This is a genomic window from Mesorhizobium sp. M0626, from assembly GCF_040320665.1.
GTDB lineage: Bacteria > Pseudomonadota > Alphaproteobacteria > Rhizobiales > Rhizobiaceae > Mesorhizobium.
Window position 1 is genome coordinate 178866 of the sequence record NZ_JAMYQD010000015.1, and the last position, 22606, is coordinate 201471.

The following is a 22606-nucleotide window of genomic DNA, read 5'->3' on the forward strand; positions in this document are numbered from 1 at the left end:
CCGGCGGCGGCGTCAGCCTTTGTGCTTACAAGAAGCTCTGCGGATCGATGTCGACCTGCACGCGGACCGAGCCGCGCTGCTTCGGCCCTTCGGCCAGCATGGTGCGGATGAAGCCTTGGATGTCGGCGCGCTTTTCACCCTGGATCAGCAAACGGAAACGATGGCGCCCACCGAGCAGCGACAGCGGCGCCTCGGCCGGACCGAGCACGAACAGGTCGCTGGCCTGGGGTGCTGCACGGCGCAGGCCGCGCGCGTGGCCTTCGGCCTCGGCCCGCGTCACCGCACTGACGATGACGCCGGCAAGCCTGCCGAAGGGCGGCAGGGCTGCCCGTTCGCGCTCAGTGATCTCGCGTTCGTAAAAGGCCTCGGCATCGCCCGAGACGATCGCCCGCATCACCGGATGGTCCGGCTGGAAAGTCTGCAGCAGGCCGAGGCTCTTCTTGCCGGTGCGGCCGGCGCGGCCGGTCACCTGGCTGAGCAACTGGAAGGTGCGCTCAGCGGCGCGGGGATCGCCATTGGCGAGGCCGAGATCGGCATCGACGACGCCGACCAGCGTCATGTTGGGAAAGTTATGGCCCTTGGCGACCAGCTGCGTGCCGATGACGATGTCGGCCTCGCCATTGGCAATGGCCTCGAGCTCCAGCCGCAGCCGGCGCACTCCACCCATCAAATCGGATGACAGGACGATCGTGCGCGCGTCGGGGAAATGCGCCACGACTTCTTCAGCTATCCGCTCGACGCCAGGCCCGCAGGCGACCAGATGGTCGAGCGTGCCGCATTCCGGGCAAGCCTCCGGCCGCTTCTCATTGTGCCCGCAATGATGGCAGACGAGTTGGCCGCGAAAGCGGTGCTCGACCAGCCAGGCCGAACAAACCGGGCAGCCGAAGCGGTGGCCGCAGACACGGCACAGCGTCAGCGGCGCATAGCCGCGCCGGTTGAGGAACAGCAGCGACTGCTCCTTCTTCTCCAGCGTACGTTGCATCTGGTCGATCAGCAGCGGCGACAGAAAGCCGCCGCGGGCCGGCGGCGCGCGCCGCATGTCGATCGTCTTGAGATCGGGAAGCGCGGCTTCGGCAAAGCGCGCCGACAGCACCGCCCTGCTGTAGCGGCCCTGCTGCGCATTGACCCGGCTTTCGACCGATGGCGTCGCCGACGCCAGCACCACCGGGAAGCCGCTGATATGGCCGCGCACCACCGCCATGTCGCGCGCATTGTAGAAGACGCGATCCTCCTGCTTGTAGGCGGGGTCGTGCTCCTCGTCGACGACGATCAGCCCGAGCTCGCGGAACGGCAGGAACAGCGCCGAACGCGCCCCGGCAACGACGCGCACGCCGCCTTCCGCCACCTGTCGCCAGACCTTTTCGCGCATTCGGGGCGGCAGGTCGGAATGCCATTCCGCCGGCTTGGCGCCGAAACGCTGCTGGAAGCGTTCGAGGAAGGCATGCGTCAGCGCGATCTCCGGCAGCAGGATCAACACCTGCCTGCCCTGGTCGAGGGCTGCCGCCACCGCCTCGAAATAAACTTCCGTCTTGCCCGAGCCGGTGACGCCGTCGAGCAGCGTGACGTTGAAAGCAGCGGCCGCGACATTGGCGCGCAGCATGGCGGCCGCGTCTGCCTGGTCCGGCATCAGCTCCGGCATGGCGTAGGAGGGATCGGGCGCGGCGACCACCGGTCGAGGCGGGATCATCACCGTCTCGAACACGCCTTGCGCCTTGAGTCCCTCGACCACCGTCGACGACACGCCCGCCGCGTGCGCCAGGCCGGATCGCGTCCAGGCAAGCCCCCCTTCCGCCGTCTCCAGCACGCGCGTCCTGGCATCCGTCATCCGGTCGGGCATGACGAGGGTCCGCTGCAGGCCCTCGATCCATGGTTCGGGATCGAACGCCTCCGGCGCGCGCAACAGCATGCGCGCCACCATGCCGGGCGGCGACAGCGTGTACTGCGCCACCCAGTCGACGAAGCGGCGCATGCCGCGGTCGATCGGCGGGCAGTCGAAGACCTGTTCGATCGGGCGCAGCTTTTTGGCGTCGATATTCTCGACCGCACCATCCCAGACGATGCCGGCAACCTGGCGCGGACCGAGCGGCACGCGCACGATCGAGCCCGGCACCACGCGCACGCCGGCAGGCACAGCGTAGGTGTAGGGCCGTTCGGCCGGCATCGGCACCAGCACCGGCGCGGCTGCGACAAAGGGCGAATCTTCGATCATCGGGCGTGACCTTGCCCCGACTTTGGTCTAGATCAAAGGGCAACCCCGAATGTGCATGGCATGCACATGGAAATCTTTCAGGAGACCCCCATGAAATTTTTTGTCGACACCGCTGACATCAAGGACATCAAGGAACTGAACGACCTGGGGCTGCTCGACGGCGTGACCACCAATCCCTCGCTGATCCTGAAATCCGGCGGTAAGATCGCCGAGGTCACCAAGCAGATCTGCGACATCGTCAAGGGCCCGGTTTCGGCCGAGGTTGTTGCGGTCGAATACAAGGACATGATGGCCGAGGCCAACATCCTGGCCAAGATCGCCGACAATGTCTGCATCAAGGTGCCGCTGACGCTCGACGGCCTGCGCGCCTGCAAGACGATCCGCACCGAGATGAACCGCATGGTCAATGTAACGCTGTGCTTCTCGGCCAACCAGGCGCTGCTGGCGGCCAAGGCCGGCGCCTCGTTCATCTCGCCCTTCGTCGGCCGCATCGACGACACCGGCGCCGACGGCATGGAGCTGATCCAGGAAATCCGTCAGATCTACGACAATTATGATTTCGACACCGAGATCCTCGTCGCTTCGGTTCGCACCGTGAACCACGTCAAGCAGGCGGCCCTGATCGGCGCCGATGTCGTTACCGCGCCGGCGGCGACGCTGAAGGCGCTGGTCAAGCACCCGTTGACCGATAAGGGCCTGGAGCAGTTCGCGGCCGACTGGGCCAAGACCGGCCAGAAGATCGGCTGAGATCAAGGTTCGGTATCAACGAAAAAGGCCGGGAAACCGGCCTTTTTTTGCGAACTGCTAAAGTCGAGTTGGCAAGGCCAGGAAATGCTCAGGCCTTTTTGCCGTGCCTGACCAAATCCTGGGCGACCGACAGGCTCACCATTTCAGCCAGTTCACGCGCTGCGCGGTTCTCGGCGTCGAGCTGCGCCCGGTAGGAAGCGAACTCCTGCGTCGGCTTGTCGAAGGATGACGGGATCGAGCGCTTGCCGGTGGCGATCACCACGCCGGTCTTGGCATCGGTCAGCACATAGCTTGCGGTCAGTGTCACAGTGCCCGCCGTCGGCTCGTCTTCGTCGGTCTGGATCTGCACCACCGCGGCCGATTCGACCAGTTCGGTGACGCCGAGATCGAGCATGTAGACCGGCGCCGGCGGCTCGCCGGCGCCTTGACCAAAGGCAAATATCAGATTGTTGCGGACCTGCTGGGCGTAACGGGTCTTGACCGGCTTGACCGCGACCGACGCCAGTTCCGCCGAAGCGCTGAGCGTCGAACCGGCCGTCAACGGCGCGCTGGAATAGAGCGGCCTGACCGTGCAGGCCGAAACCAGCGCCATCGAAGCGACCATGCCGTACAGCGCTGCGCGGCGCAGCAAACGCGCCGTCTTTTCCAGATCAGGCCCCATCCTTCTGAAGTCAAACAACGACATTGACGATCCTCTGCGGCACGATGATCACCTTGCGGGGCGCCTTACCTTCCAGCGCTTTCTGCACGAAGTCGAGAGCCAGAACCGCTTTTTCGATCGCACCTTGGTCCGCGTCGCGGGCAATTGTCAAATAGCCGCGCATCTTGCCGTTGACCTGGACCGGCAGCACAACCTCGTTGTCGACCACCAGCGCCGGGTCGTAGACCGGCCATGGCCGTTCGGCGACCAGATCGGTGCCACCGAGCGTGTGCCAGCACTCTTCAGCCAGATGCGGCATGACCGGCGCGACGACATGCACCAGGATCTCCACCGCCTCGCGGCAGGCGCCTTTGAGCGCGGCGTCGGCCTTGCCCTCGGCGACGTCGTTGAGCGGCGTGGTCAGCGCATTGGCCAGTTCGTAGATGCGCGCGATCGCGCGGTTGAAGCCGAGCTTCTCGATATCCTCGCCGATGGCCTTCAGGATCTTGTGCGCGGCCTTGGAAACGGCACTCGCCTCGCCCTCCTTCGCCGCCTGCGGCTTGACACCGTCGAGCGTCTCGGCGGCGATCGACACCAGGCGCCAGATGCGCTGGATGAAGCGATGCGCGCCGGCGGCACCGTCGTCGGTCCACTCCACGTCTCGCTCTGGCGGCGAATCCGACAGCATGAACCAGCGCGCTGTATCGGCGCCGTAGCCATCGGTGATGTCTTCCGGGCTCACCGTGTTCTTCTTCGACTTCGACATCTTTTCGAGCGAGCCGATCGCCGCCTCTTCGCCGGTGGCGATCTCGATGGCGCGGCGCTTGCCGCCGACATCCTCGATCCTGACCTCAGCCGGCGACAGCCAGCGGCCATTGTTCGACGCTCCGCCGACGCGGTAGGTCTCATGCACCACCATGCCTTGCGTGAACAGGCCCTTGAACGGCTCGGCCAGGTCGAGATGCCCGGTCGCGCGCATGGCGCGGGTGAAGAAGCGCGAATAGAGCAGATGGAGGATCGCGTGCTCGATGCCGCCAATATACTGGTCGACGGCCAGCCAGTCATCGGCAGCCTTCGGCTCCGTCGGCTCATTGGCCCAGGGCGCGGTGAAGCGCGCGAAATACCAGGACGAATCGACGAACGTGTCCATCGTGTCGGTCTCGCGGCGCGCATCCTTGCCGCATTGCGGGCACTTCACATGCCGCCAGGTCGGGTGGCGGTCGAGCGGATTGCCGGGACGGTCGAACTCGATGTCGTCGGGCAGCTTGACCGGCAGGTCGGCCTTCGGCACCGGCACGACGCCGCAATCCTCGCAATGGATCATCGGGATCGGGCAGCCCCAGTAGCGCTGACGCGAAATGCCCCAGTCGCGCAAGCGGAAGTTCACCTTGCGCTCCGCCATTGGCCGACCGCCGATGGTCTTCTGCTCCAGCAGCTTTGCGACCTCGTCGAACGCCTGCTCCGGCTTCATGCCGTCGAGAAAGCGCGAATTGATCATCACGCCGTCATCGACATAGGCCTCTTCCGTGATATGGAAGGTCTTGGCGTCGGCATCTTCCGGCATCACCACCGGGATCACCGGCAGGCCGTATCTGTTGGCGAAGTCGAGGTCGCGCTGGTCGCCCGACGGGCAGCCGAATATGGCGCCGGTGCCGTATTCCATCAAAACGAAATTCGCGACATAGACCGGCAGGGTCCACGAGTCGTCGAACGGATGCACGACGCGGATGCCGGTGTCGAAACCTTTCTTCTCGGCCGTCTCCAGTGCGGCCACCGACGTGCCCATATGCCTGATTTCGTCGATGAACTTGGCCAGATCGAGATTGGTCTCGGCGGCCTTCCTGGCCAGCGGATGGTCGGCGGCAACCGCCATGAACGACGCGCCGAAAATGGTGTCGGGCCTGGTCGTGTAGACCTCCAGTTCCTTCGCATCGCCAACCGGAGCGGCCAGCGGCCAGCGGATCAGCAGCCCTTCCGAGCGGCCGATCCAGTTCTGCTGCATCAGCTTGACCTTTTCCGGCCACTCGCCGAGACCATTCAGCGAGTCCAGCAGGTCCTGCGCGTAGTCGGTGATCTTGAAGAACCACTGCGTCAGCTCGCGCTGTTCGACCAGCGCGCCCGAGCGCCAGCCACGGCCGTCGATGACCTGCTCGTTGGCGAGCACCGTCATGTCCTCCGGGTCCCAGTTGACCTTGGAGGATTTGCGCGTCACCAGCCCCTTTTCGACGAAATCGAGGAACAGCATCTGCTGGCGGTGGTAATAGTCGACGTCGCAGGTGGCGAACTCACGCGTCCAGTCCAGCGACAGGCCCATCATCTTGAGCTGTTCGCGCATGGCGGCGATGTTGGCGTAGGTCCATTCCTTGGGATGGACCTTGTTCTGCATCGCCGCATTTTCGGCCGGCATGCCGAAAGCGTCCCAGCCCATAGGGTGCAGCACGTTGAAACCCTTGGCCCGCTTGTAGCGCGCCACCACGTCGCCCATCGTGTAGTTGCGGGTGTGGCCGATATGGATCTTCCCCGAGGGATAGGGGAACATCTCCAGCACGTAGTATTTCGGCTTCGGGTCGTCGTTCTGCGCTTCGAACAGCTTCTTTTCGGCCCAGGCCTTCTGCCATTTGGGCTCTGACGCGCGCGGATTGTATCGTTCGGTTGCCATCGGATGATTTTCACTTAAAAGCAGGCGCAGACCGCCGGACAAGGCCCGGTGGCCAAGGTAAATGTCGTGGCGGTGTTCACCATGGATTGCCGGACCCGTCAACTGCGGTGAGCCGGCGAGGGCTAGAAAGACAGGCAGGATATAGGCATGGCGAGCGCCGTCGAACAGTTTTTCGCCGTCAGGACGAGGATCGCTGCCGCCGAGCGCGAGGCCGGCCGCGACGCCGGCTCCGTGACGCTGGTTGCTGTGTCGAAGACTTTTGAGGTCGACGCCATCCGCCCGGTCATCGAGGCCGGCCAGCGCGTCTTTGGCGAAAACCGGGTGCAGGAGGCGCAAGGCAAATGGCCGGCGCTGAAAACTGAATTCCCCGACATCGAGCTGCATCTGATCGGCCCGCTGCAGTCGAACAAGGCGAAGGAAGCCGTCGCGCTCGCCGACGTCATCGAGACCGTCGACCGCGAGAAGATCGCCGCCGAACTCGCCAAGGAGATCGCTAGGCAAGGCCGTGCACCAAAACTCTATGTCCAGGTCAATACCGGCTCGGAGCCGCAAAAGGCCGGCATCGAGCCGCGCGACGCCGTTGCCTTCGTTGCCCGCTGCCGCGATGTCCACGGCCTCGCCATCGAAGGCCTGATGTGCATCCCGCCGGCGGACGAGAATCCCGGCCCGCATTTCGCCCTGCTGGAAAAGCTCGGCAAGGAGGCCGGCGTCGCCAAACTGTCGATGGGCATGTCCGGCGACTACGAGACCGCGATCGCCTTCGGCGCCACCAGCGTCCGGGTCGGCTCGGCGATTTTTGGGAGCCGGTAGTCGTCGGCTTCGCGAGACACCTGTCGATCCCCGATTTTTCGAGCTAATGTATCGAGCACATCCGGCCGAGTTAGCGAGGACTATTCTTCTTGGACTGGCACCTCAGGGACGCACGAAACAATCTTTCGAAGCTTGTGCGACAGGCGCGCGAAGAAGGGCCGCAAACCATCACCTTGCGCGGAAAGCCAGCTGCCGTCGTGTTGTCTCCTGATGACTATGACCAACTGATCGGCGCAAAGCCTTCGCTTGCGGAATATCTCCTCTCCGGTCCCGCATGGGACGACGATTTCGTCGAGGAGGTCAACCGCCGCTCAGAGACGATGATCCGACCCGTGGAATTCTGATAGATTTTCGACACAAACATCGCCTCGCGCATCTCGCCACGGTTGACGAGTTCTATGGGGCCAGATGCATCCGGTCGATTACGCCACCACTGGAAACGAAACGTACCGTTCCTATTTGCTTTGCGTAATCACCAAATCTTCTGGAGCTGCCACCATGCGCTACAATCAACTCGGAAATACGGGGATGTTCGTCTCCGAACTCTGCCTCGGCACAATGACCTTCGGCGCCGCCGGCGAGAATGCCCAATGGGGTCTGATCGCCAGCCTCGACCAGAAGGGCGTCAACGACATCGTTGGCCGTTCGATCGCCGCCGGCGTCAATTTCTTCGACACCGCCGACGTCTACTCCTTCGGCCAGTCCGAGCGCCTGCTCGGCCAGTCGCTCAGGGATCTCGGCGTCAAGCGCTCGGACGTCGTCATTGCCACCAAGGTGCATGGCGCCATGGGCCAGGGCCCGAACGAGCGCGGCTCTTCGCGAGGCCACATCATGGATTCGGTCGAGGGCAGCCTGGAGCGGCTGCAGCTCGACCATATCGACCTCTATCAGTTGCACGGCACCGATACGGTGACGCCGATCGACGAGACGCTACGGGCACTTGATGACCTGGTTGCCAGCGGCAAGGTTCGCTATGTCGGCGTCTCCAACTGGCAGGCATGGCGCATCGCCAAGGCTCTGGGCATTGCCGAGCGCAAGGGGTTCTCCCGCTTCGAGACCATCCAGTCCTATTACTCGATCGCCGGCCGCGATCTCGAGCGTGAGATCGTGCCGCTCATCAACGAGGAAAAGCTCGGCCTGATGGTCTGGTCGCCGATGGCCGGCGGCCTGCTGTCGGGCAAATACGGTCCCGGCGCGCCCGGCAATGGCGAGGGCCGCCGCGCCGCCTTCAACTTCCCGCCGGTCGATGAGGACCGCGCCTGGGCAGCCGTCGCCGTCATGCGCGACATCGCCAAAAAGCACGATGTCAGCGTCGCTACGGTCGCGCTCGGTTATGTCCTGGCCAAACCTTTCGTCATGAGCGTCATCATCGGCGCCAGCCGCATGGAGCAGCTCGAGCAGAACCTAGCCGCGGCCGAGGTGAAGCTCGACGCCGACGATCTCGCCAAACTGGATGAGGTCAGCGCGCTGCCGGCCGAATATCCCGGCTGGATGCTGGAGCGTCAGGGCGCCGGTCGCCGCCCGGCGCCGTTCACCCCGAAGAAATAGTCATCGCTGTCGCCTGATGCTTGGGGGGTCATCTGGCTCCCCAACGTCTTTTCAGCTCATCCGCACGCTCTCGACCAGAAAGTCGAGAAACGCCCGCACCCGTGCGGGCAAATGCCGGCCCTGGCCGACATAGACGGCGTGGGTAGGCTCCTCGTCGCCCGGATTGAAATCCTCCAGCAGCGCCGTCAGCCGCCCCGCCGCGATGTCATCGGCCACATGCCAGTGTGCCAGCCGGGCGATGCCGGCGCCGCCGACCGCCATCAACCGCATCGACTCGCCATCGCCGACCAGCGTGTTTCCGGTGATCGGCACCATGACGGCGTTCCCGGTTGCATCGACAAACGACCAGCCATCGACATGCCGGACAAAGCCGAAAGCCATGCGATTGTGCCGGTCGAGATCTGCTGGAACCAGCGGCGTGCCATGCGTCTTGAGATAGGACGGTGCGGCAACGACTGTCATCCGGCTTTGCCCGAGCTTGCGCGCCACCAGCCGCGACTCGCCGAGCGGCCCGGCGCGGATGGCGACGTCGGCACGCTCAGCCATCAAATCGATGACGCTGTCGGTCAGCACCAGATCGACCGAAATCCCGGGGTAGCGTTCGAGGAAATCAGGCAGCAGCGGGATCAGCCGATGCACCCCGAAGGGCACATAGGAGTTGACGCGCAGCCGTCCGCGCGGCGCGGCACCCACGGCCGCCTCGCGCTCGGCCGCCGCCATATCGGCCAGGATGCGCACCCCGCTGTCATAGAACGCCGTCCCTTCCGGCGTCAGCTGCAGCTTGCGCGTCGAGCGCGTGACCAGCCGCGCGCCGAGCCTTGCCTCCAGTCGCGCGATCAGCTTGCTCACCGCCGACGGTGTCATACGCAGCGAACGAGCCGCAGCCGAGAAACTGCCCGCCTCGACGACGCGGACGAACACTTCGATCTCGCCGGAACGGCTGATATCGGGTCTGGCCATTTGTGAATCTATTTCACAGGAAATATGCCCAAGGCAAGTCTGGTTCACAAGGCATGGCAACACGATCTCTGCGGTCGGGGCGCGGGTCTGGTCGCGTTCATCGAGTTCGAACTGGAAACCGCCATGCCTCTTGCTCTCTACGCCCTCGCTGCCGGCGCCTTCGGCATCGGTGTCACCGAATTCGTCATCATGGGGCTGCTGATCGATGTCAGCAAAGATCTCGGAGTCTCGATCTCGGCCGCCGGCCAGTTGATTTCGGGCTACGCGTTGGGCGTCGTCATCGGCGCGCCGCTTTTGACCATCGCCACCGGCAACTGGCCCCGCAAGACCGTCCTTCTGGCCCTTATGGCGATCTTCACGCTCGGCAACCTCGCCTGTGCGATCGCCCCCGACTACTGGACGCTGATGGGCGCCCGCATCATCACCGCCTTTGCCCATGGCACTTTCTTTGGCGTCGGCTCGGTGGTCGCCACCGGCCTGGTCGCGCCCAACAAGAAAGCCTCGGCGATCGCGCTGATGTTCACCGGCCTGACTATCGCCAACATCCTCGGCGTGCCCTTCGGCACTTGGCTCGGCCAGACCTTCGGCTGGCGCGCCACCTTCTGGGCCGTAACCCTGGTCGGCTTGGCAGCCTTTGCCGTCATCCTGCTTCTGGTGCCGCGCAGCAAGGAAGCGCCCGAGAAGACCAATCTGCGCGCCGACCTCGCAGTGCTGCGCCGCACGCCGGTGCTGCTCGGCCTCGCCACCACCGTGCTCGGCTATGCCGGCGTCTTCGCCGTCTTCACCTACATCGCCCCGCTGCTCACCGAGATCACCGGTTTTGGGGAAGCCGCCGTGTCGCCGATCCTGCTCGTCTTCGGTGGCGGTCTTATCGCCGGCAATCTGCTTGGCGGCAAGGTCGCCGACCGCTGGCTGGTGCCGGCGGTGCTCGGCAGCCTCGTGGTGCTGGCGTTGGTGCTGGCCACAATGACCTTCGCCGTCCACAGCCAAATCCTGGCCGTCATCTATGTCGGCCTGCTTGGTGCCGCCGCCTTCGCCACCGTGGCGCCGCTGCAGATGTGGGTGCTGGAAAAGGCGCAAGGCGCGGGCCAGAGCCTCGCCTCGTCCTTCAACATCGCCGCCTTCAACCTCGGCAATGCCGCCGGCGCTTGGCTTGGCGGCGCGGTGATTGCCCATGACCTCGGCCTCGGCTCACTAACCTGGATCGCCGCTTTGCTGCCGGTCGCGGCTCTTGGCGTCGCTGCCCTGGCGCTGCGCCTCGATCGCGCCCCCACAATCGGGGTGCCGGTCTGCGCCCAGTCATGAGCATCACGCGCAATCCTTCTTCGACATCATCAAGGAGCATAAAATGGATTATCGACGTCTCGGCGCATCGGGCCTGAAAGTGCCCGCACTCTCTTTCGGCGCCGGCACTTTCGGCGGCTCCGGGCCGCTGTTCGGGGCCTGGGGCAACAGCGATGCCAAGGAAGCGCGGCGGCTGATCGACATCTGCCTCGAGGCCGGCGTCAATCTGTTCGACACCGCCGATGTCTATTCGAACGGCGCCTCCGAGGAAGTGCTTGGCGAAGCCATCAAAGGCCGCCGCGACGCGGTGCTGATCTCGACCAAGACTTCGCTGCCGATGGGCGACAGACCGGCCGACTACGGCTCGTCGCGCTCGCGGCTGATCAAAGCCGTCGACGCCGCCCTGAAGCGCATGGGCACCGATTACATCGACCTGTTGCAGCTGCACGCCTTCGATGCCGGCACGCCGATCGAGGAGGTGTTGTCGACGCTGGACGACCTCGTGCGCGCCGGCAAGCTGCGCTATGTCGGCGTCTCCAACTTCTCCGGCTGGCAGGTGATGAAATCGCTGGCGGAAGCTGACAAGCATGCTTATCCGCGCTACGCCGCGCATCAGGTCTACTACTCGCTGGTCGGTCGCGACTATGAATGGGAGCTGATGCCGCTCGGTATCGACCAGGGCATCGGCGCGCTGGTGTGGAGCCCGCTCGGCTGGGGCCGCCTGACCGGCAAGATCCGCCGCGGCCAGCCCCTGCCGGAAAAGAGCCGGCTGCACGACACCGCCGATTTCGGCCCGCCGGTCGCGGACCAACATCTCTACCGGGTCATGGATGCGCTTGATGCGATGGCTGAAGAGACCGGCAAGACCGTGCCGCAGATCGCCATCAACTGGCTGTTGCGGCGCCCGACCGTGTCCTCGGTCATCATCGGCGCCCGCAACGAGGAACAGCTGCGCCAGAACCTCGGCGCCGTCGGCTGGGCATTGACGCCGGAGCAGGTCAAAAAGCTCGACGCCGCAAGCGAAGTGACCGCGCCCTACCCGTACTTCCCTTATCGCCGCCAGGAAGGTTTCGCCCGACTGAACCCGCCTGCGGTGTGATCGCACGACGTTGAAGCTGCCAATCTCCCCCCTTGCGGGGGAGATCAGCTATACTGCCGCTCAGTGCAGCACGAACTCCCCATCCACCTTCCGCCATTCGTTCGGCGCGATCAGCTTCTGGTGCGTGTAGCTGATCGAATGCAGCGGCCCGTCGAGCCTGGCCTTCCAGAACTCGATGAACTTGATCAGCACCGGAAACTTCGGCGCCAGATCGTAATCCTGCCAGATGAAGCTCTGCAGCAGATGCGGGTGGTCGGGAAAATGGTACAGAATCTTGGCCGTGGTCAGGCCATACCCCTTGAGCATCAGGTCCATTTCGGAATGATCGCGCATGACAGCCCCTTGGCCTAGTTGATTCTCCATTCCTCCCAACACCGAATTGTGCGCGCCGTTCCTTAACTGTCTATGATTTTCCTGATCCCAGTCGGGTTTTATGCACGAAAACATGCAGTTAGCAGCGACCGCTGCCGAGTGCTGATACAACCGAAACGGGAGCTGCGGCATCGCGCCACGCGAATCCAACGTCTAATGTTGCCGTCAGCGCGGAACTGTTAATAATGCCGCCGAATTCGCGGCTGCGTCGCCGTGATCCTGGCTGTGGTCAAGCCGGCGGGGTGGTTTGGGAGGAAAGTGAAGACATGTCCGAGGTGAAGATCCACCGCGTCCAGCCGGCGTGGAAGAAGAATGCGCTGATCGACAACGACACCTACCTCAAATGGTATGCCGACAGCGTGAAGAATCCGGACAAGTTCTGGGGCAAGCACGGCAAGCGCATCGACTGGTTCAAGCCGTTCAGCAAGGTCAAGAACACCTCCTTCGAGGGCAAGGTCTCGATCAAATGGTTCGAGGACGGCGAAACCAACGTCTCCTACAACTGCATCGACCGCCATTTGAAGAAGCGCGGCAACCAGACAGCCATCATCTGGGAAGGCGACAATCCCTACGACGACAAGAAGATCACCTATAACGAGCTCTACGAGCATGTCTGCCGGCTCGCCAATGTGATGAAGAAGCACGGCGTCAGGAAGGGCGACCGCGTCACCATCTACATGCCGATGATCCCGGAAGCGGCCTACGCGATGCTGGCTTGCACCCGCATCGGCGCCATCCACTCGATCGTCTTCGGCGGCTTTTCACCGGACGCGCTGGCCGGCCGCATCGATGACTGCAAGTCGACCTTCGTCATCACCGCCGACGAAGGCCTGCGCGGCGGCAAGCCGATCCCGCTGAAGGAAAACACCGACAGAGCGATCGAAATCGCCGCCAAGGCCGGCACCAAGGTCGATAAGGTGGTCGTCGTTCGTCGCACCGGCGGCAAGACCGGCTGGGTCCAGGGACGCGACATCTGGTACCATGACGAGATCGCCACGGTGAAAGGCGACTGCAAGCCGGAGAAGATGAAGGCCGAGGATCCGCTGTTCATCCTCTATACCTCAGGCTCGACCGGCAAGCCGAAGGGAGTGCTGCACACCACCGCCGGCTATCTCGTCTATGTCGCGATGACCCACCAATATGTCTTCGACTACCATGATGGCGATATCTACTGGTGCACCGCCGATGTCGGTTGGGTCACCGGCCACAGCTATATCGTCTATGGCCCGCTCGCCAACGGCGCCACCACGCTGATGTTCGAGGGCGTGCCGAACTACCCCTCGCAGTCGCGCTTCTGGGAAGTCATCGACAGGCACAAGGTCAACATCTTCTACACCGCGCCGACGGCGCTGCGCGCGCTGATGGGCGCCGGCGACGAACCGGTGAAGAAGACCTCGCGCAAGTCGCTGCGCGTGCTGGGCTCGGTCGGCGAACCGATCAATCCGGAAGCCTGGGAGTGGTATTTCAACATCGTCGGCAACGGCAAGGTGCCGATCGTCGACACCTGGTGGCAGACCGAGACCGGCGGCATCCTGATCACGCCGCTGCCCGGCGCCACCGACCTCAAGGCTGGTTCGGCGACGCGGCCCTTCTTCGGCATCAGGCCGCAGCTGGTCGACGGCGAAGGTAGGGTGCTGGAAGGGGCGGCCGACGGCAATCTCTGCATCGCCGATTCCTGGCCCGGCCAGATGCGCACGGTCTATGGCGATCATGACCGCTTCGTGCAGACCTATTTCTCCACCTACAAGGGCAAATACTTCACCGGTGACGGCTGTCGCCGCGACGCCGACGGCTATTACTGGATCACCGGCCGCGTCGACGACGTCATCAACGTTTCCGGCCACCGCATGGGAACGGCCGAGGTCGAATCGGCGCTCGTCAGCCATGAGAAGGTGTCGGAAGCAGCTGTCGTCGGCTATCCCCACGACATCAAGGGCCAGGGCATCTACAGCTACGTTACCTTGATGAAAGGCGTGGAGCCGAGCGAGGAACTGCGCAAGGAGCTCGTGGCCCATGTCCGCAAGGAGATCGGCGCCATCGCCTCGCCCGACAAGCTGCAATTCGCGCCCGGACTGCCGAAAACCCGCTCCGGCAAGATCATGCGCCGTATCCTGCGCAAGATCGCCGAGGACGATTTTTCCGCGCTCGGCGATACCTCGACACTGGCCGATCCGGCCGTGGTCGATGATCTGATCGCCAACCGCCAGAACAAGAAGGGCTGAGGGGATTTGATGGCTGCACTGGGCGCAGTCACGGAGCTCTGGCGTTACCCCGCAAGTTCGCTTGCCGGCGAACGCCAGGACGCCATTTCGGTCGGCCTTGAAACCATCGACGGCGACCGGCTGTTCGGCCTTGTCGATGTCTCGGACAATGAGATCGCGCGGCCCGACCGCGACGCCAAGTGGCACAAGGTGCCGCGCATCCGCACCCGGCTGAGCAAGGACCGCAAGCTGGAGATCGCCGTTCCCGACGGCGACTGGCTGGCAGTGCCGGGTGTGGAATGCGACCAAGCCATCTCGGCCTATCTCGGCTTCGCCGCCTCGATCAGGCCGTTCAGCCAGGACAACGCTCCCGGCTACACCGGCCCGCTCACCGCGGCGCGCTACCGCAAAGCGCCGATCCATCTCTTGACCACCGCATCGCTGGCGCGGCTCAAGGCGCTGCACCCCGAAGGCATTCCCGATCCGCGCCGCTTCCGCCCCAACATCGTCGTCGACATGGCGGCGGTCAAAGGCTCGTTTCCCGAGACCGAATGGATTGGCCGCAAGCTCGCCATCGGCGATCTGCTGGTGACCGTCTCGGAGCCGTGCCGCCGCTGCGGCTTCACCATCATCAGCCAGGACGGCTTCGACCACGATCCCGGCATCCTGCGCAATCTGGTCCGCCACAACGCGCACAATCTTGGCGTCTATTGCACTGTGGACAGGCCTGCCCGCGTCGAGATCGGCGCGCCGATGCGGTTCGTGTAGGCCTCTACCGCGAGGCAGCGAATCGCAGACCTTGGAAAGCGTGGGGTTCGGCCCCGAATCCTATCTCTACCGATACAGATCCGCCCGTGTCGGCGGCAGCCCGCTCGGCCCGCGTGCGCGTTTGGTGACGACGGTCTGAAAAATCTGCGCCGAGGCGCGCTCGAAGGTGATCGAGCAGCCGGTGAGATAAAGCAGCCACAGCCGTGCCTTGGCCTCGCCGACTTCGGCGACCGCCTCGTCGAAGCGAGCCTGTAGCCGCTCGGCCCACAGCCGGCAGGTGCGCGCATAGTGCTCGCGCAGATTCTCGACGTCGTAGACCAGGAAGCCATGCGCCTCCAGATTGCCCAGCGTCATGCCGATCGTGTCGAGTTCGCCGCCTGGGAAAATGTATTTGAGCAGCGCCTTGAACTCCGGCCCCTTGCGCAAGGTTTTCTTCAAGTCGCCCTTGCTGCGCCTGGTGATGGCGTGGTGCAGATAGATGCCGCCGGGCTTCAGCAAGCGATGGATGGTCTTGAAATAGGTGGCGTGGTTGGCGAGGCCGAGATGCTCGAACATGCCGATCGACGATATCTTGTCGAAGGAGCCTTTGAGCTCCGTATAGGATTTGATTTCGATGGTGATGCGGTCCTGCAGCCCTTCGGCGCGGATGCGCTCGCGGGCGAGATCGGTCTGCGCCTGCGACAGCGACACGCCATGGCCGACGACGCCGTAATTTTTGGCCGCATGGATCAGCATGGCACCCCAGCCGCAGCCGATGTCCAGCAGCTTTTCGCCCGGCTTCAGCCTGAGCTTGCGGCAGATATGGTCGAGCTTGTCGGCCTGCGCCTGGTCGATGCCATCGGCGAAATCCTTAAAGTAGCCGCAGCTGTAGACCATGCGCTCGTCGAGGAAGAGCCGGTAAAAGGCATTCGAAATGTCGTAGTGATGCTGGATCGCCTCCTGGCTCGACCCGCTGACATAGGGGTTGCGACCCGACAGATCGGTGCGTGCACTCATCTGCTTGCGTGACAGGAGCACCGCCGGCAGGTCGCGCAGGATCGCCAGCTTCGGCAGCGACTTGAGCTTGGTCCTGAGCTTGCCTTGCGACGGCAGTGCGTAGAAATCGAAAATCGTCCCGTCTTCGATGTCTATCGTCTTGGAGATCCACATCTCGATCAGCGTCGACAGCGATGGCCGCTTCACCACCTGCCAGACGATGTCCTGGTCGTTGATGGTGAGCACGGGCCCGATGGCGGGACCGATCCGCTCGCCGGTCCACAGCTTGACCGCAAAACCCGGCTTCAGCGTTTCGATCACCGTTCGCACGATGCGCGCGGCCTTCTCGGCTGCCTCCATGGCCATCCTCCCGAGTCCTGACAATCCACCTTGCATGGATTTTGCCCGCCCTCGCGGCTCTTCGCAACCCGGCGCAAAAGGCGGCTCGCCAGCTATTTCAAATCGGCATCTTGTTTTTTGCTGCAACGCACCCCATCATCTGTACGTGTTCAACAAATCGAAAGGAGGTGATCCGATGTCGAGTGATTTCGTTTTCCAGAACGTGGCCTCAGCGGATTGCACTTTCGGGAAGCAGTCTTCCCGTTAAGGCGCGATAAGCGCGGCGGGTGACCTCGGTCGCCGCCATTGGCCGCGCCACGGACGGAAACACGGAAGGCCGCCGGCTTCGTCAAGAAGCGGCGGCCTTTTCCATTTCCGGATTGTGTGTCGAAGCAGATCAGAATCCGGTCACGCCAGCATCCGCGCGCTGATCGTCTTGTCGACGCCGTGATAGGGCGGATTGAACAGCTTGCCTTCCTGCTCGTAGGTCCAGACCTTGAACAGCGAGAGTTGGTGTGGGCCGAAACTGTGCAGCAGCGGGACATCCGTGGCATCGCGGCCGCGCGCGATGACGACGCGGCCGATCCTGGGTTTGTTGTGGCGCGGGTCGAACGTGTACCACTTGCCGTCGAGGAACACTTCCATCCAGGCTGAAAAATCCATCGGCGCCGGGTCGGCCGGTACGCCGATGTCGCCGAGATAACCGTTCACATAGCGGGCCGGGATGTTCATGCAGCGGCAGAGCGTGATCGCCAGATGGGCGAAGTCGCGGCATACACCAACCTGCTCCTCATGCGCTTGGGCTGCGGTACGCGTCGACCGCGCATAGCCATAGCCGAAGGACAGCCGGTTGTGGACATAGTCGACGATCGCCTGCACCCGCGCCCAGCCGGAGGGAACATGGCCGAAAAGCTGCCAGGCCAGACTGCTCAGATGATCGGTCTCGCAATAGCGGCTGCCGAGGAGGTAGCCGAGCACATCGTCCGGCAGTTCCGCCACCGGCACTTCCCTGGCCAGCGTGTTGACCGCGTCAGGCTCGCCGCTGTCCTCGACGGCTGCGTCATAGAGAATGCGGAAACTGCCGGCGGGTACGGTGAAGCGGCGGCAGGTATTGCCGAACAGATCGTGATAGACCTTGCTCGGCACTGAAGGCGACGTCAGCACGCGCGTCTGCCGTTTGATGTCGGCCTGACGATCCCTGTGGATATCAAGCAGCGAGATGACCGGCGTGGCGCCGACGCATTCAATGGCGATTTCGTAGCCGAGCCGGATCAGCACAATGATTGCCCCTTCGATCCCGTGGAAAACAGTATGCTCAAAACGCCAGAGGCGGGACCATGGTTCCCTGGAACTATCGAAAAGGCTCTCCCGCGGCTTCCCAGGCAGGCGTGGCGACGTTACGGTCGAACGACATGTTTCGACCTCCCGAAACGATCCCTAACCCGTGGAAAATCTGATGTTTGCAGGCAGAAAATTCGCCGCGTTCCTGTTCGATATGGATGGCACGGTGCTCAATTCGATCGCCTCGGCCGAGCGCGTCTGGGCGGCGTGGGCGCTTAAGCACGGTCTCGACGTCGAAGCCTTCCTGCCGACGATCCATGGCGTGCGGGCGGTCGAGACCATCACCAGGCTGGCGCTTCCCGGCCTCGACCCTGTTCATGAGGCGTTTGTGCTGTTGCAGGCCGAGTCGGACGATGTCGAAGGCGTGCTGCCGATCGCCGGCGCCGTGCCGTTCCTCAACGCTTTGCCGCCAGAGCGCTGGGCGATCGTCACCTCGGCGCCGCGCCCGTTGGCGCTGCTGCGCATGCGGGCCGCCGGCATCCCGGTTCCCGCCTTGGTGGTCGCGGCCGAGGATGTGTCGCACGGCAAGCCGGCGCCCGACTGTTTCCTGCTGGCGGCAAAACGGCTCGGCGTCGATATCGGCGACTGTCTGGTCTTCGAGGACGCACCGGCCGGTATCGCGGCGGCGGAAGCAGCGGGAGCGTCGGTGATGGTGATCAGCGCCACTCACCAGCATCCAATGACGACTCAGCACAACTCGATTGGCGGCTATGAAACCGTCTCCATCGCCATCGATGACAGCGGCTGGATGACGCTGGGGGCACAGCGCAGCGCGGCCTGAGAACTGGAGAACTGGAGAACTGGAGAACTGGAGAACTGGAGAACTGGAGAACTGGAGAACTGCTGTGCGCCTTTTTCTTCAACTCTTCAGTTCACCAGTTCCCCAGTTCTTCCGTTCCTGAACCCCTAGAAATCGCTAGCCAGTCCCTTCACTTCCCAGTCGCCGTAGCGGCCGGGTTCCTTGCCGCCGCGGCCGCCGATTTCCTTCGGCAGCGCAGCTTCCTTCTGGCGATACGCTTCACGGCGCGCCTCGGCTTCAGCCAGCGCTCGGCTGGCCGCCGGCGTCAGGTCCTTCTCCCGGTCGGCATCAGCTTTGCTGGGTTGGTCGGTCATGCGATAGTCCGGGCGGATTGAAACCAAGGGCGGCGTTTCCCATCATATAGCCATGAGTTCACCCCGATCGACCTTTTTTTGCCACGGCCGCACAGGGAGCAGATGATGAGCACGCTACGCACCACCATGCTTCTGGCCGCGATGACGGCGCTGTTCATGGGCGTCGGTTTTCTGATCGGCGGCACCGGCGGCATGATGATCGCCTTCCTGGTCGCCGCGGGCACCAATCTGTTCAGCTACTGGAATGCCGACAAGATGGTGCTGTCGATGAACCACGCCGTCGAGGTCGATGCCAGGAACGCGCCCGAATTCCACGCCATCGTCGAGGCGTTGGCCAAGCAGGCCGGCCTGCCGATGCCCAAGACCTATCTGATCGACAATCCGCAGCCGAACGCCTTCGCCACCGGCCGCAATCCCGAGAACGCCGCGGTCGCGGCCTCGACCGGGCTGCTGGAGCGCCTGTCGCATGAGGAGGTCGCGGCAGTCATGGCGCATGAGCTGGCCCACATCCAGCATCGAGACACGCTGACCATGACCATTGTCGCGACACTCGCCGGCGCCATCTCGATGCTCGGCAATTTCGCCTTCTTCTTCGGCGGTAGCCGCGACAACAACAACCCGTTCGGCTTTGTCGGCGTGCTGGTGGCGATGCTGGTCGCGCCCTTCGCCGCCATGATCGTGCAGATGGCGGTCAGCCGCACCCGCGAATACGAAGCCGACCGGCGCGGCGCCGAAATCGTTGGAAATCCGCTTTGGCTGGCATCAGCGCTTGACAAGATCGCCCGCGGCGCCGAACGCATCCGCAACCCGGATGCCGAACGCAATCCCGCGACCGCGCATCTCTTCATCATCAATCCCCTTCACGGCGAGCGCATGGACAGCCTGTTTTCGACCCACCCGAATACCGACAACCGCATCGCCGCGCTGCAGGCGATGGCGCGCGACATGGCAGGCCGCCAGCCGGCGCCGCGCCAAGCGCCGACGCCCGGGCAAACAGAAGAATTCCCGGCCGATGCCGTGCAAGGCCCGTGGGGCAAGGCAGCACGCCCCACTCCGCCGACCAGACCGGCCAAGCCGAAAGCCAATCCGTGGGGCCGCAATCCGACCGGACCCAAAGGTCCGTGGTCGTGAGCGGCGCCAGATCCCGGCCCGCACATTCAGGCGATCGCGAAAACAGCTCGGACGAATTCGTCGCCGGCCTCGCCGCGCGCAAGGCAGCGGCGCGGCTGCTGGCCGCCGTTATCGACGCCAAGACGCCGCTCGACGGGCTGACGGACCACGAGAACGGCCATCCGCAATACAAGGTGCTCGACCTGCGCGACCGCGGCCTGGTGCGCGCCATACTGGTGACCGCGCTGCGCTACCGCATGACCATTGCCGGGCTCCTCGCCCGCCGCCTTGAAAAGCCGCTGCCGCCCAACGCCACAGCTTTGTCGCACATCCTGCATGTTGCGGCGGCGCAGATCCTGTTCCTCGACATCCCCGACAGCGCCGCCGTCGATTTGGCTGTGACCCACGCCAAGTCGGACCCACGCACGCAGCGCTTTTCCGGCCTCGTTAATGGCGTGCTGCGCACTTTGGTGCGCGCCAAGGAGACCGAACTGCCGGCAGCTCTTGCCGCCACCGACGAGGCGCCAAAATGGTTCTCCGACCGGCTGAAGGCCGCCTATGGCGCCGAGATGACCAGACAGATCCTGGCGGCGCATCGCGTTGAGGCGCCGGTCGATTTCACGGTCAAGGCCGATCCCGAATTGTGGGCCGAAAAGTTCGGCGGCATCGTGCTGCCGACCGGCACGGTGCGAGTGGAAAAGCTCAGCGCCTCCGTCACCGAACTGCCGGGCTTCAGCGAAGGCGCATGGTGGGTCCAGGACGCCGCCGCCAGTTTTCCGGCGCGGCTGTTCGGCGATGTCAAAGGATTACGCGTCGCCGACCTCTGCGCCGCCCCCGGCGGCAAGACCGCTCAGCTTATCCTTGCCGGCGCTAAAGTCACCGCCTTGGACACCTCGAAGAACCGGCTGGCGCGGCTGACGCAGAACCTCGAACGGCTTGGGCTGTCCGCCGAGATCGTGCAGGCCGATCTGCTGAAATACCAGCCGGCGGAGCTTTTCGACGCCGTCCTGCTCGACGCGCCCTGCTCTTCCACCGGCACGGTTCGGCGCCACCCGGACGTGCCATGGACCAAGACGTTAGCCGACGTCGAAAAGCTAGCCGATCTGCAAGCAAAGCTGCTCGCCCGCGCCGTCACTTTGGTCAAACCGGGCGGCCGGATTGTTTTTTCCAACTGTTCGCTGGACCCGATCGAAGGCGAGGATCTGTATCGCGCCTTTCTGGCCGGCAACAAGACCGTCGCCGACGATCCGCTGCAGCCCGGCGAAATCGCTGGAATCGACGCCTTCCTGACCCCGCAAGGCACGCTGCGCACCACACCCGCCGATCTTGACCTTGGTTCGCCAGGGGTTTCCGGCCTGGACGGCTTCTTCGCCGCCCGCATGCGACGTCTGGCCTGACTCCGACGCGACGACATGCCTAAAGCATGTCGTTCAGACTCCAGTGCTTCCCCCACCTTGCATCGATCTCATCATCGACATTCTGGTAGCGGATATCGGTGGAGAGCCGGATACGCCCCTCCGCGCTCTGGTTGGTCGTCGAGGCGTGGATCATATAGGGCGAGTGGAGGACGACATCGCCGGCCTCGAAATCCGCGATCAGCCAGCGTGTATCGAACCGCTCCGCCATGTCGGGCAGGTCCTTCGACACCCAGCCGCCCTCGCTCATGTTCCTGTTGTAGGCGCTGATGCGCTCCTGCGGGCTCAGCCCGGCATTTTCCCTGGCGAACCGGGCCTCCATGTCGAGGCCGATGGCGTGCGATCCCTCGAGATAGACCAGGCCGCCCATGTCGACGGGAACGTCGCCGATCGGGATCCAGGCAGTGACGATGCGGCTGGTGCCGCCGCGCAGATAAACGAGGTCGTAATGCGCCGGCGTCGCCACGGTGGTGCCCGGTTGGGTGAAACGCATGATCTTGCGCTTGTGCAAATAGGACAGCCCGCCGACGAACGCATCCATTAGCCGGGCCATCAGGGGCTGTGCGCAGAACCCTTCATAGGCGGTGGAGCGAACCAGCGCCATCAACCGGCGATCGGCGAGCTGACGGTCGAACGTTCCGGCGGCCGCCGCCAGGCCAAGCGCGGGATCGGACCCGGGCTGCAGCAAGCCGGTGTCGGCCAGATACGAAAACACCCAGCCGCGAAAATCGATGACGTCGCGGCGCGGCAGCATACTTTTCAGCCAGACATAGCCTTGCTCGGCAAGGAGGCCGCGAATGGCATCGATGCCGACCCCGGCGTCGGTTGGCACGAGATGACCCAACCGGTTCGGCGCCATCGATAATGTCTTGCCGTTGGCGTTCAGATCGATTGACGCAACAGGAATCCGTCGTTGCGTGCCACCTGTTGAGCTTGACATCTCAGCCACCTGCGATTTTCCATCCTTAGCTGGAAATGCCATACTGTTCGCACGCTCGCCCATGGACGGAACGAAG

Annotated in this window: 20 protein-coding genes; 11 read left to right on the forward strand and 9 right to left on the reverse strand. The window is 63.9% G+C overall.

Annotated features, from left to right (window positions below; genetic code table 11):
- Window positions 1-25: 25 nt before the first annotated feature.
- Window positions 26-2209, reverse strand: a complete 2184-nt coding sequence (locus NKI37_RS20595; protein ID WP_023684089.1) for a primosomal protein N' — start codon at window positions 2207-2209, stop codon at window positions 26-28.
- A gap of 90 nt (window positions 2210-2299) precedes the next feature.
- On the opposite strand from NKI37_RS20595, the gene fsa reads away from it, so the two are divergent.
- On the forward strand, window positions 2300-2956 hold the full coding sequence (fsa, locus tag NKI37_RS20600) for a fructose-6-phosphate aldolase (RefSeq protein WP_352787102.1): 657 nt from the start codon (window positions 2300-2302) through the stop codon (window positions 2954-2956).
- 88 nt (window positions 2957-3044) lie between these two features.
- On the opposite strand, the gene NKI37_RS20605 is transcribed toward fsa, so the two are convergent.
- Together NKI37_RS20605 and leuS are read right to left on the reverse strand one after the other, a co-directional pair.
- On the reverse strand, window positions 3045-3641 hold the full coding sequence (locus NKI37_RS20605) for an LPS assembly lipoprotein LptE (protein WP_023726126.1): 597 nt from the start codon (window positions 3639-3641) through the stop codon (window positions 3045-3047).
- Window positions 3628-6255: a leucine--tRNA ligase gene (gene leuS / locus NKI37_RS20610; RefSeq protein ID WP_352787104.1), complete on the reverse strand. Its 2628-nt coding sequence runs from the start codon at window positions 6253-6255 to the stop codon at window positions 3628-3630. Before leuS ends, NKI37_RS20605 begins: the two co-directional genes overlap by 14 nt.
- 147 nt (window positions 6256-6402) lie before the next feature.
- Here leuS and NKI37_RS20615 point away from each other — a divergent pair, with 147 nt between their 5' ends.
- The 3 genes from NKI37_RS20615 to NKI37_RS20625 all read left to right on the forward strand — a co-directional run bounded on the left by NKI37_RS20615 (window position 6403) and on the right by NKI37_RS20625 (window position 8613).
- Window positions 6403-7065, forward strand: a complete 663-nt coding sequence (locus tag NKI37_RS20615) for a YggS family pyridoxal phosphate-dependent enzyme (RefSeq protein ID WP_352787105.1) — start codon at window positions 6403-6405, stop codon at window positions 7063-7065.
- An 89-nt stretch (window positions 7066-7154) separates the two neighbouring features.
- Entirely contained in the window at window positions 7155-7409 is a 255-nt protein-coding gene (locus NKI37_RS20620; protein WP_023700209.1) for a type II toxin-antitoxin system Phd/YefM family antitoxin, read from the forward strand.
- A 154-nt stretch (window positions 7410-7563) separates the two neighbouring features.
- Window positions 7564-8613, forward strand: a complete 1050-nt coding sequence (locus NKI37_RS20625; RefSeq protein ID WP_023700208.1) for an aldo/keto reductase — start codon at window positions 7564-7566, stop codon at window positions 8611-8613.
- 51 nt (window positions 8614-8664) lie between these two features.
- Here NKI37_RS20625 and NKI37_RS20630 read toward each other — a convergent pair whose 3' ends face one another.
- Window positions 8665-9573 (reverse strand): LysR family transcriptional regulator, encoded by a 909-nt coding sequence (locus NKI37_RS20630; protein ID WP_023712034.1) that lies wholly within the window; start codon window positions 9571-9573, stop codon window positions 8665-8667.
- 123 nt (window positions 9574-9696) lie between these two features.
- Between NKI37_RS20630 and NKI37_RS20635 the strand changes: the two genes are divergently transcribed.
- Both NKI37_RS20635 and NKI37_RS20640 read left to right on the forward strand, forming a co-directional pair.
- Window positions 9697-10878 carry an MFS transporter gene (locus tag NKI37_RS20635; protein ID WP_286458483.1) on the forward strand — a complete coding sequence of 394 codons (1182 nt, stop codon included), beginning with the start codon at window positions 9697-9699 and terminating at the stop codon, window positions 10876-10878.
- 43 nt (window positions 10879-10921) lie between these two features.
- Window positions 10922-11956 (forward strand): aldo/keto reductase, encoded by a 1035-nt coding sequence (locus NKI37_RS20640; RefSeq protein ID WP_023688867.1) that lies wholly within the window; start codon window positions 10922-10924, stop codon window positions 11954-11956.
- 60 nt (window positions 11957-12016) lie between these two features.
- Here the strand turns inward: NKI37_RS20640 and NKI37_RS20645 are convergent, their stop codons facing one another.
- Window positions 12017-12289 (reverse strand): usg protein, encoded by a 273-nt coding sequence (locus NKI37_RS20645; protein ID WP_023668649.1) that lies wholly within the window; start codon window positions 12287-12289, stop codon window positions 12017-12019.
- Between the two features lie 305 nt (window positions 12290-12594).
- Between NKI37_RS20645 and acs the strand changes: the two genes are divergently transcribed.
- On the forward strand, window positions 12595-14550 hold the full coding sequence (gene acs / locus NKI37_RS20650; protein ID WP_352787107.1) for an acetate--CoA ligase: 1956 nt from the start codon (window positions 12595-12597) through the stop codon (window positions 14548-14550).
- Between the two features lie 9 nt (window positions 14551-14559).
- Window positions 14560-15297 carry an MOSC domain-containing protein gene (locus NKI37_RS20655; protein WP_023688865.1) on the forward strand — a complete coding sequence of 246 codons (738 nt, stop codon included), beginning with the start codon at window positions 14560-14562 and terminating at the stop codon, window positions 15295-15297.
- A 66-nt stretch (window positions 15298-15363) separates the two neighbouring features.
- On the opposite strand, the gene NKI37_RS20660 is transcribed toward NKI37_RS20655, so the two are convergent.
- Both NKI37_RS20660 and NKI37_RS20665 read right to left on the reverse strand, forming a co-directional pair.
- A complete protein-coding gene (locus NKI37_RS20660) occupies window positions 15364-16632 on the reverse strand; it encodes a class I SAM-dependent methyltransferase (protein WP_023688864.1) in 1269 nt (422 codons plus the stop codon).
- 387 nt (window positions 16633-17019) lie between these two features.
- On the reverse strand, window positions 17020-17889 hold the full coding sequence (locus tag NKI37_RS20665) for a transglutaminase-like domain-containing protein (RefSeq protein ID WP_023688863.1): 870 nt from the start codon (window positions 17887-17889) through the stop codon (window positions 17020-17022).
- A gap of 178 nt (window positions 17890-18067) precedes the next feature.
- On the opposite strand from NKI37_RS20665, the gene NKI37_RS20670 reads away from it, so the two are divergent.
- Entirely contained in the window at window positions 18068-18733 is a 666-nt protein-coding gene (locus NKI37_RS20670; protein WP_023704958.1) for an HAD-IA family hydrolase, read from the forward strand.
- 125 nt (window positions 18734-18858) lie between these two features.
- Here the strand turns inward: NKI37_RS20670 and NKI37_RS20675 are convergent, their stop codons facing one another.
- A complete protein-coding gene (locus NKI37_RS20675; RefSeq protein ID WP_023688862.1) occupies window positions 18859-19065 on the reverse strand; it encodes a DUF1674 domain-containing protein in 207 nt (68 codons plus the stop codon).
- A gap of 105 nt (window positions 19066-19170) precedes the next feature.
- Between NKI37_RS20675 and htpX the strand changes: the two genes are divergently transcribed.
- Window positions 19171-20196, forward strand: a complete 1026-nt coding sequence (gene htpX / locus NKI37_RS20680; protein WP_352787109.1) for a zinc metalloprotease HtpX — start codon at window positions 19171-19173, stop codon at window positions 20194-20196.
- A complete protein-coding gene (locus NKI37_RS20685) occupies window positions 20187-21572 on the forward strand; it encodes an RsmB/NOP family class I SAM-dependent RNA methyltransferase (RefSeq protein ID WP_352787110.1) in 1386 nt (461 codons plus the stop codon). The genes htpX and NKI37_RS20685 overlap by 10 nt, the downstream gene beginning before the upstream one ends.
- A 19-nt stretch (window positions 21573-21591) precedes the next feature.
- Here NKI37_RS20685 and NKI37_RS20690 read toward each other — a convergent pair whose 3' ends face one another.
- Window positions 21592-22530, reverse strand: coding sequence for a phytanoyl-CoA dioxygenase family protein (locus NKI37_RS20690; protein WP_023668640.1), 939 nt, complete (start codon window positions 22528-22530; stop codon window positions 21592-21594).
- Window positions 22531-22606: the final 76 nt, after the last annotated feature.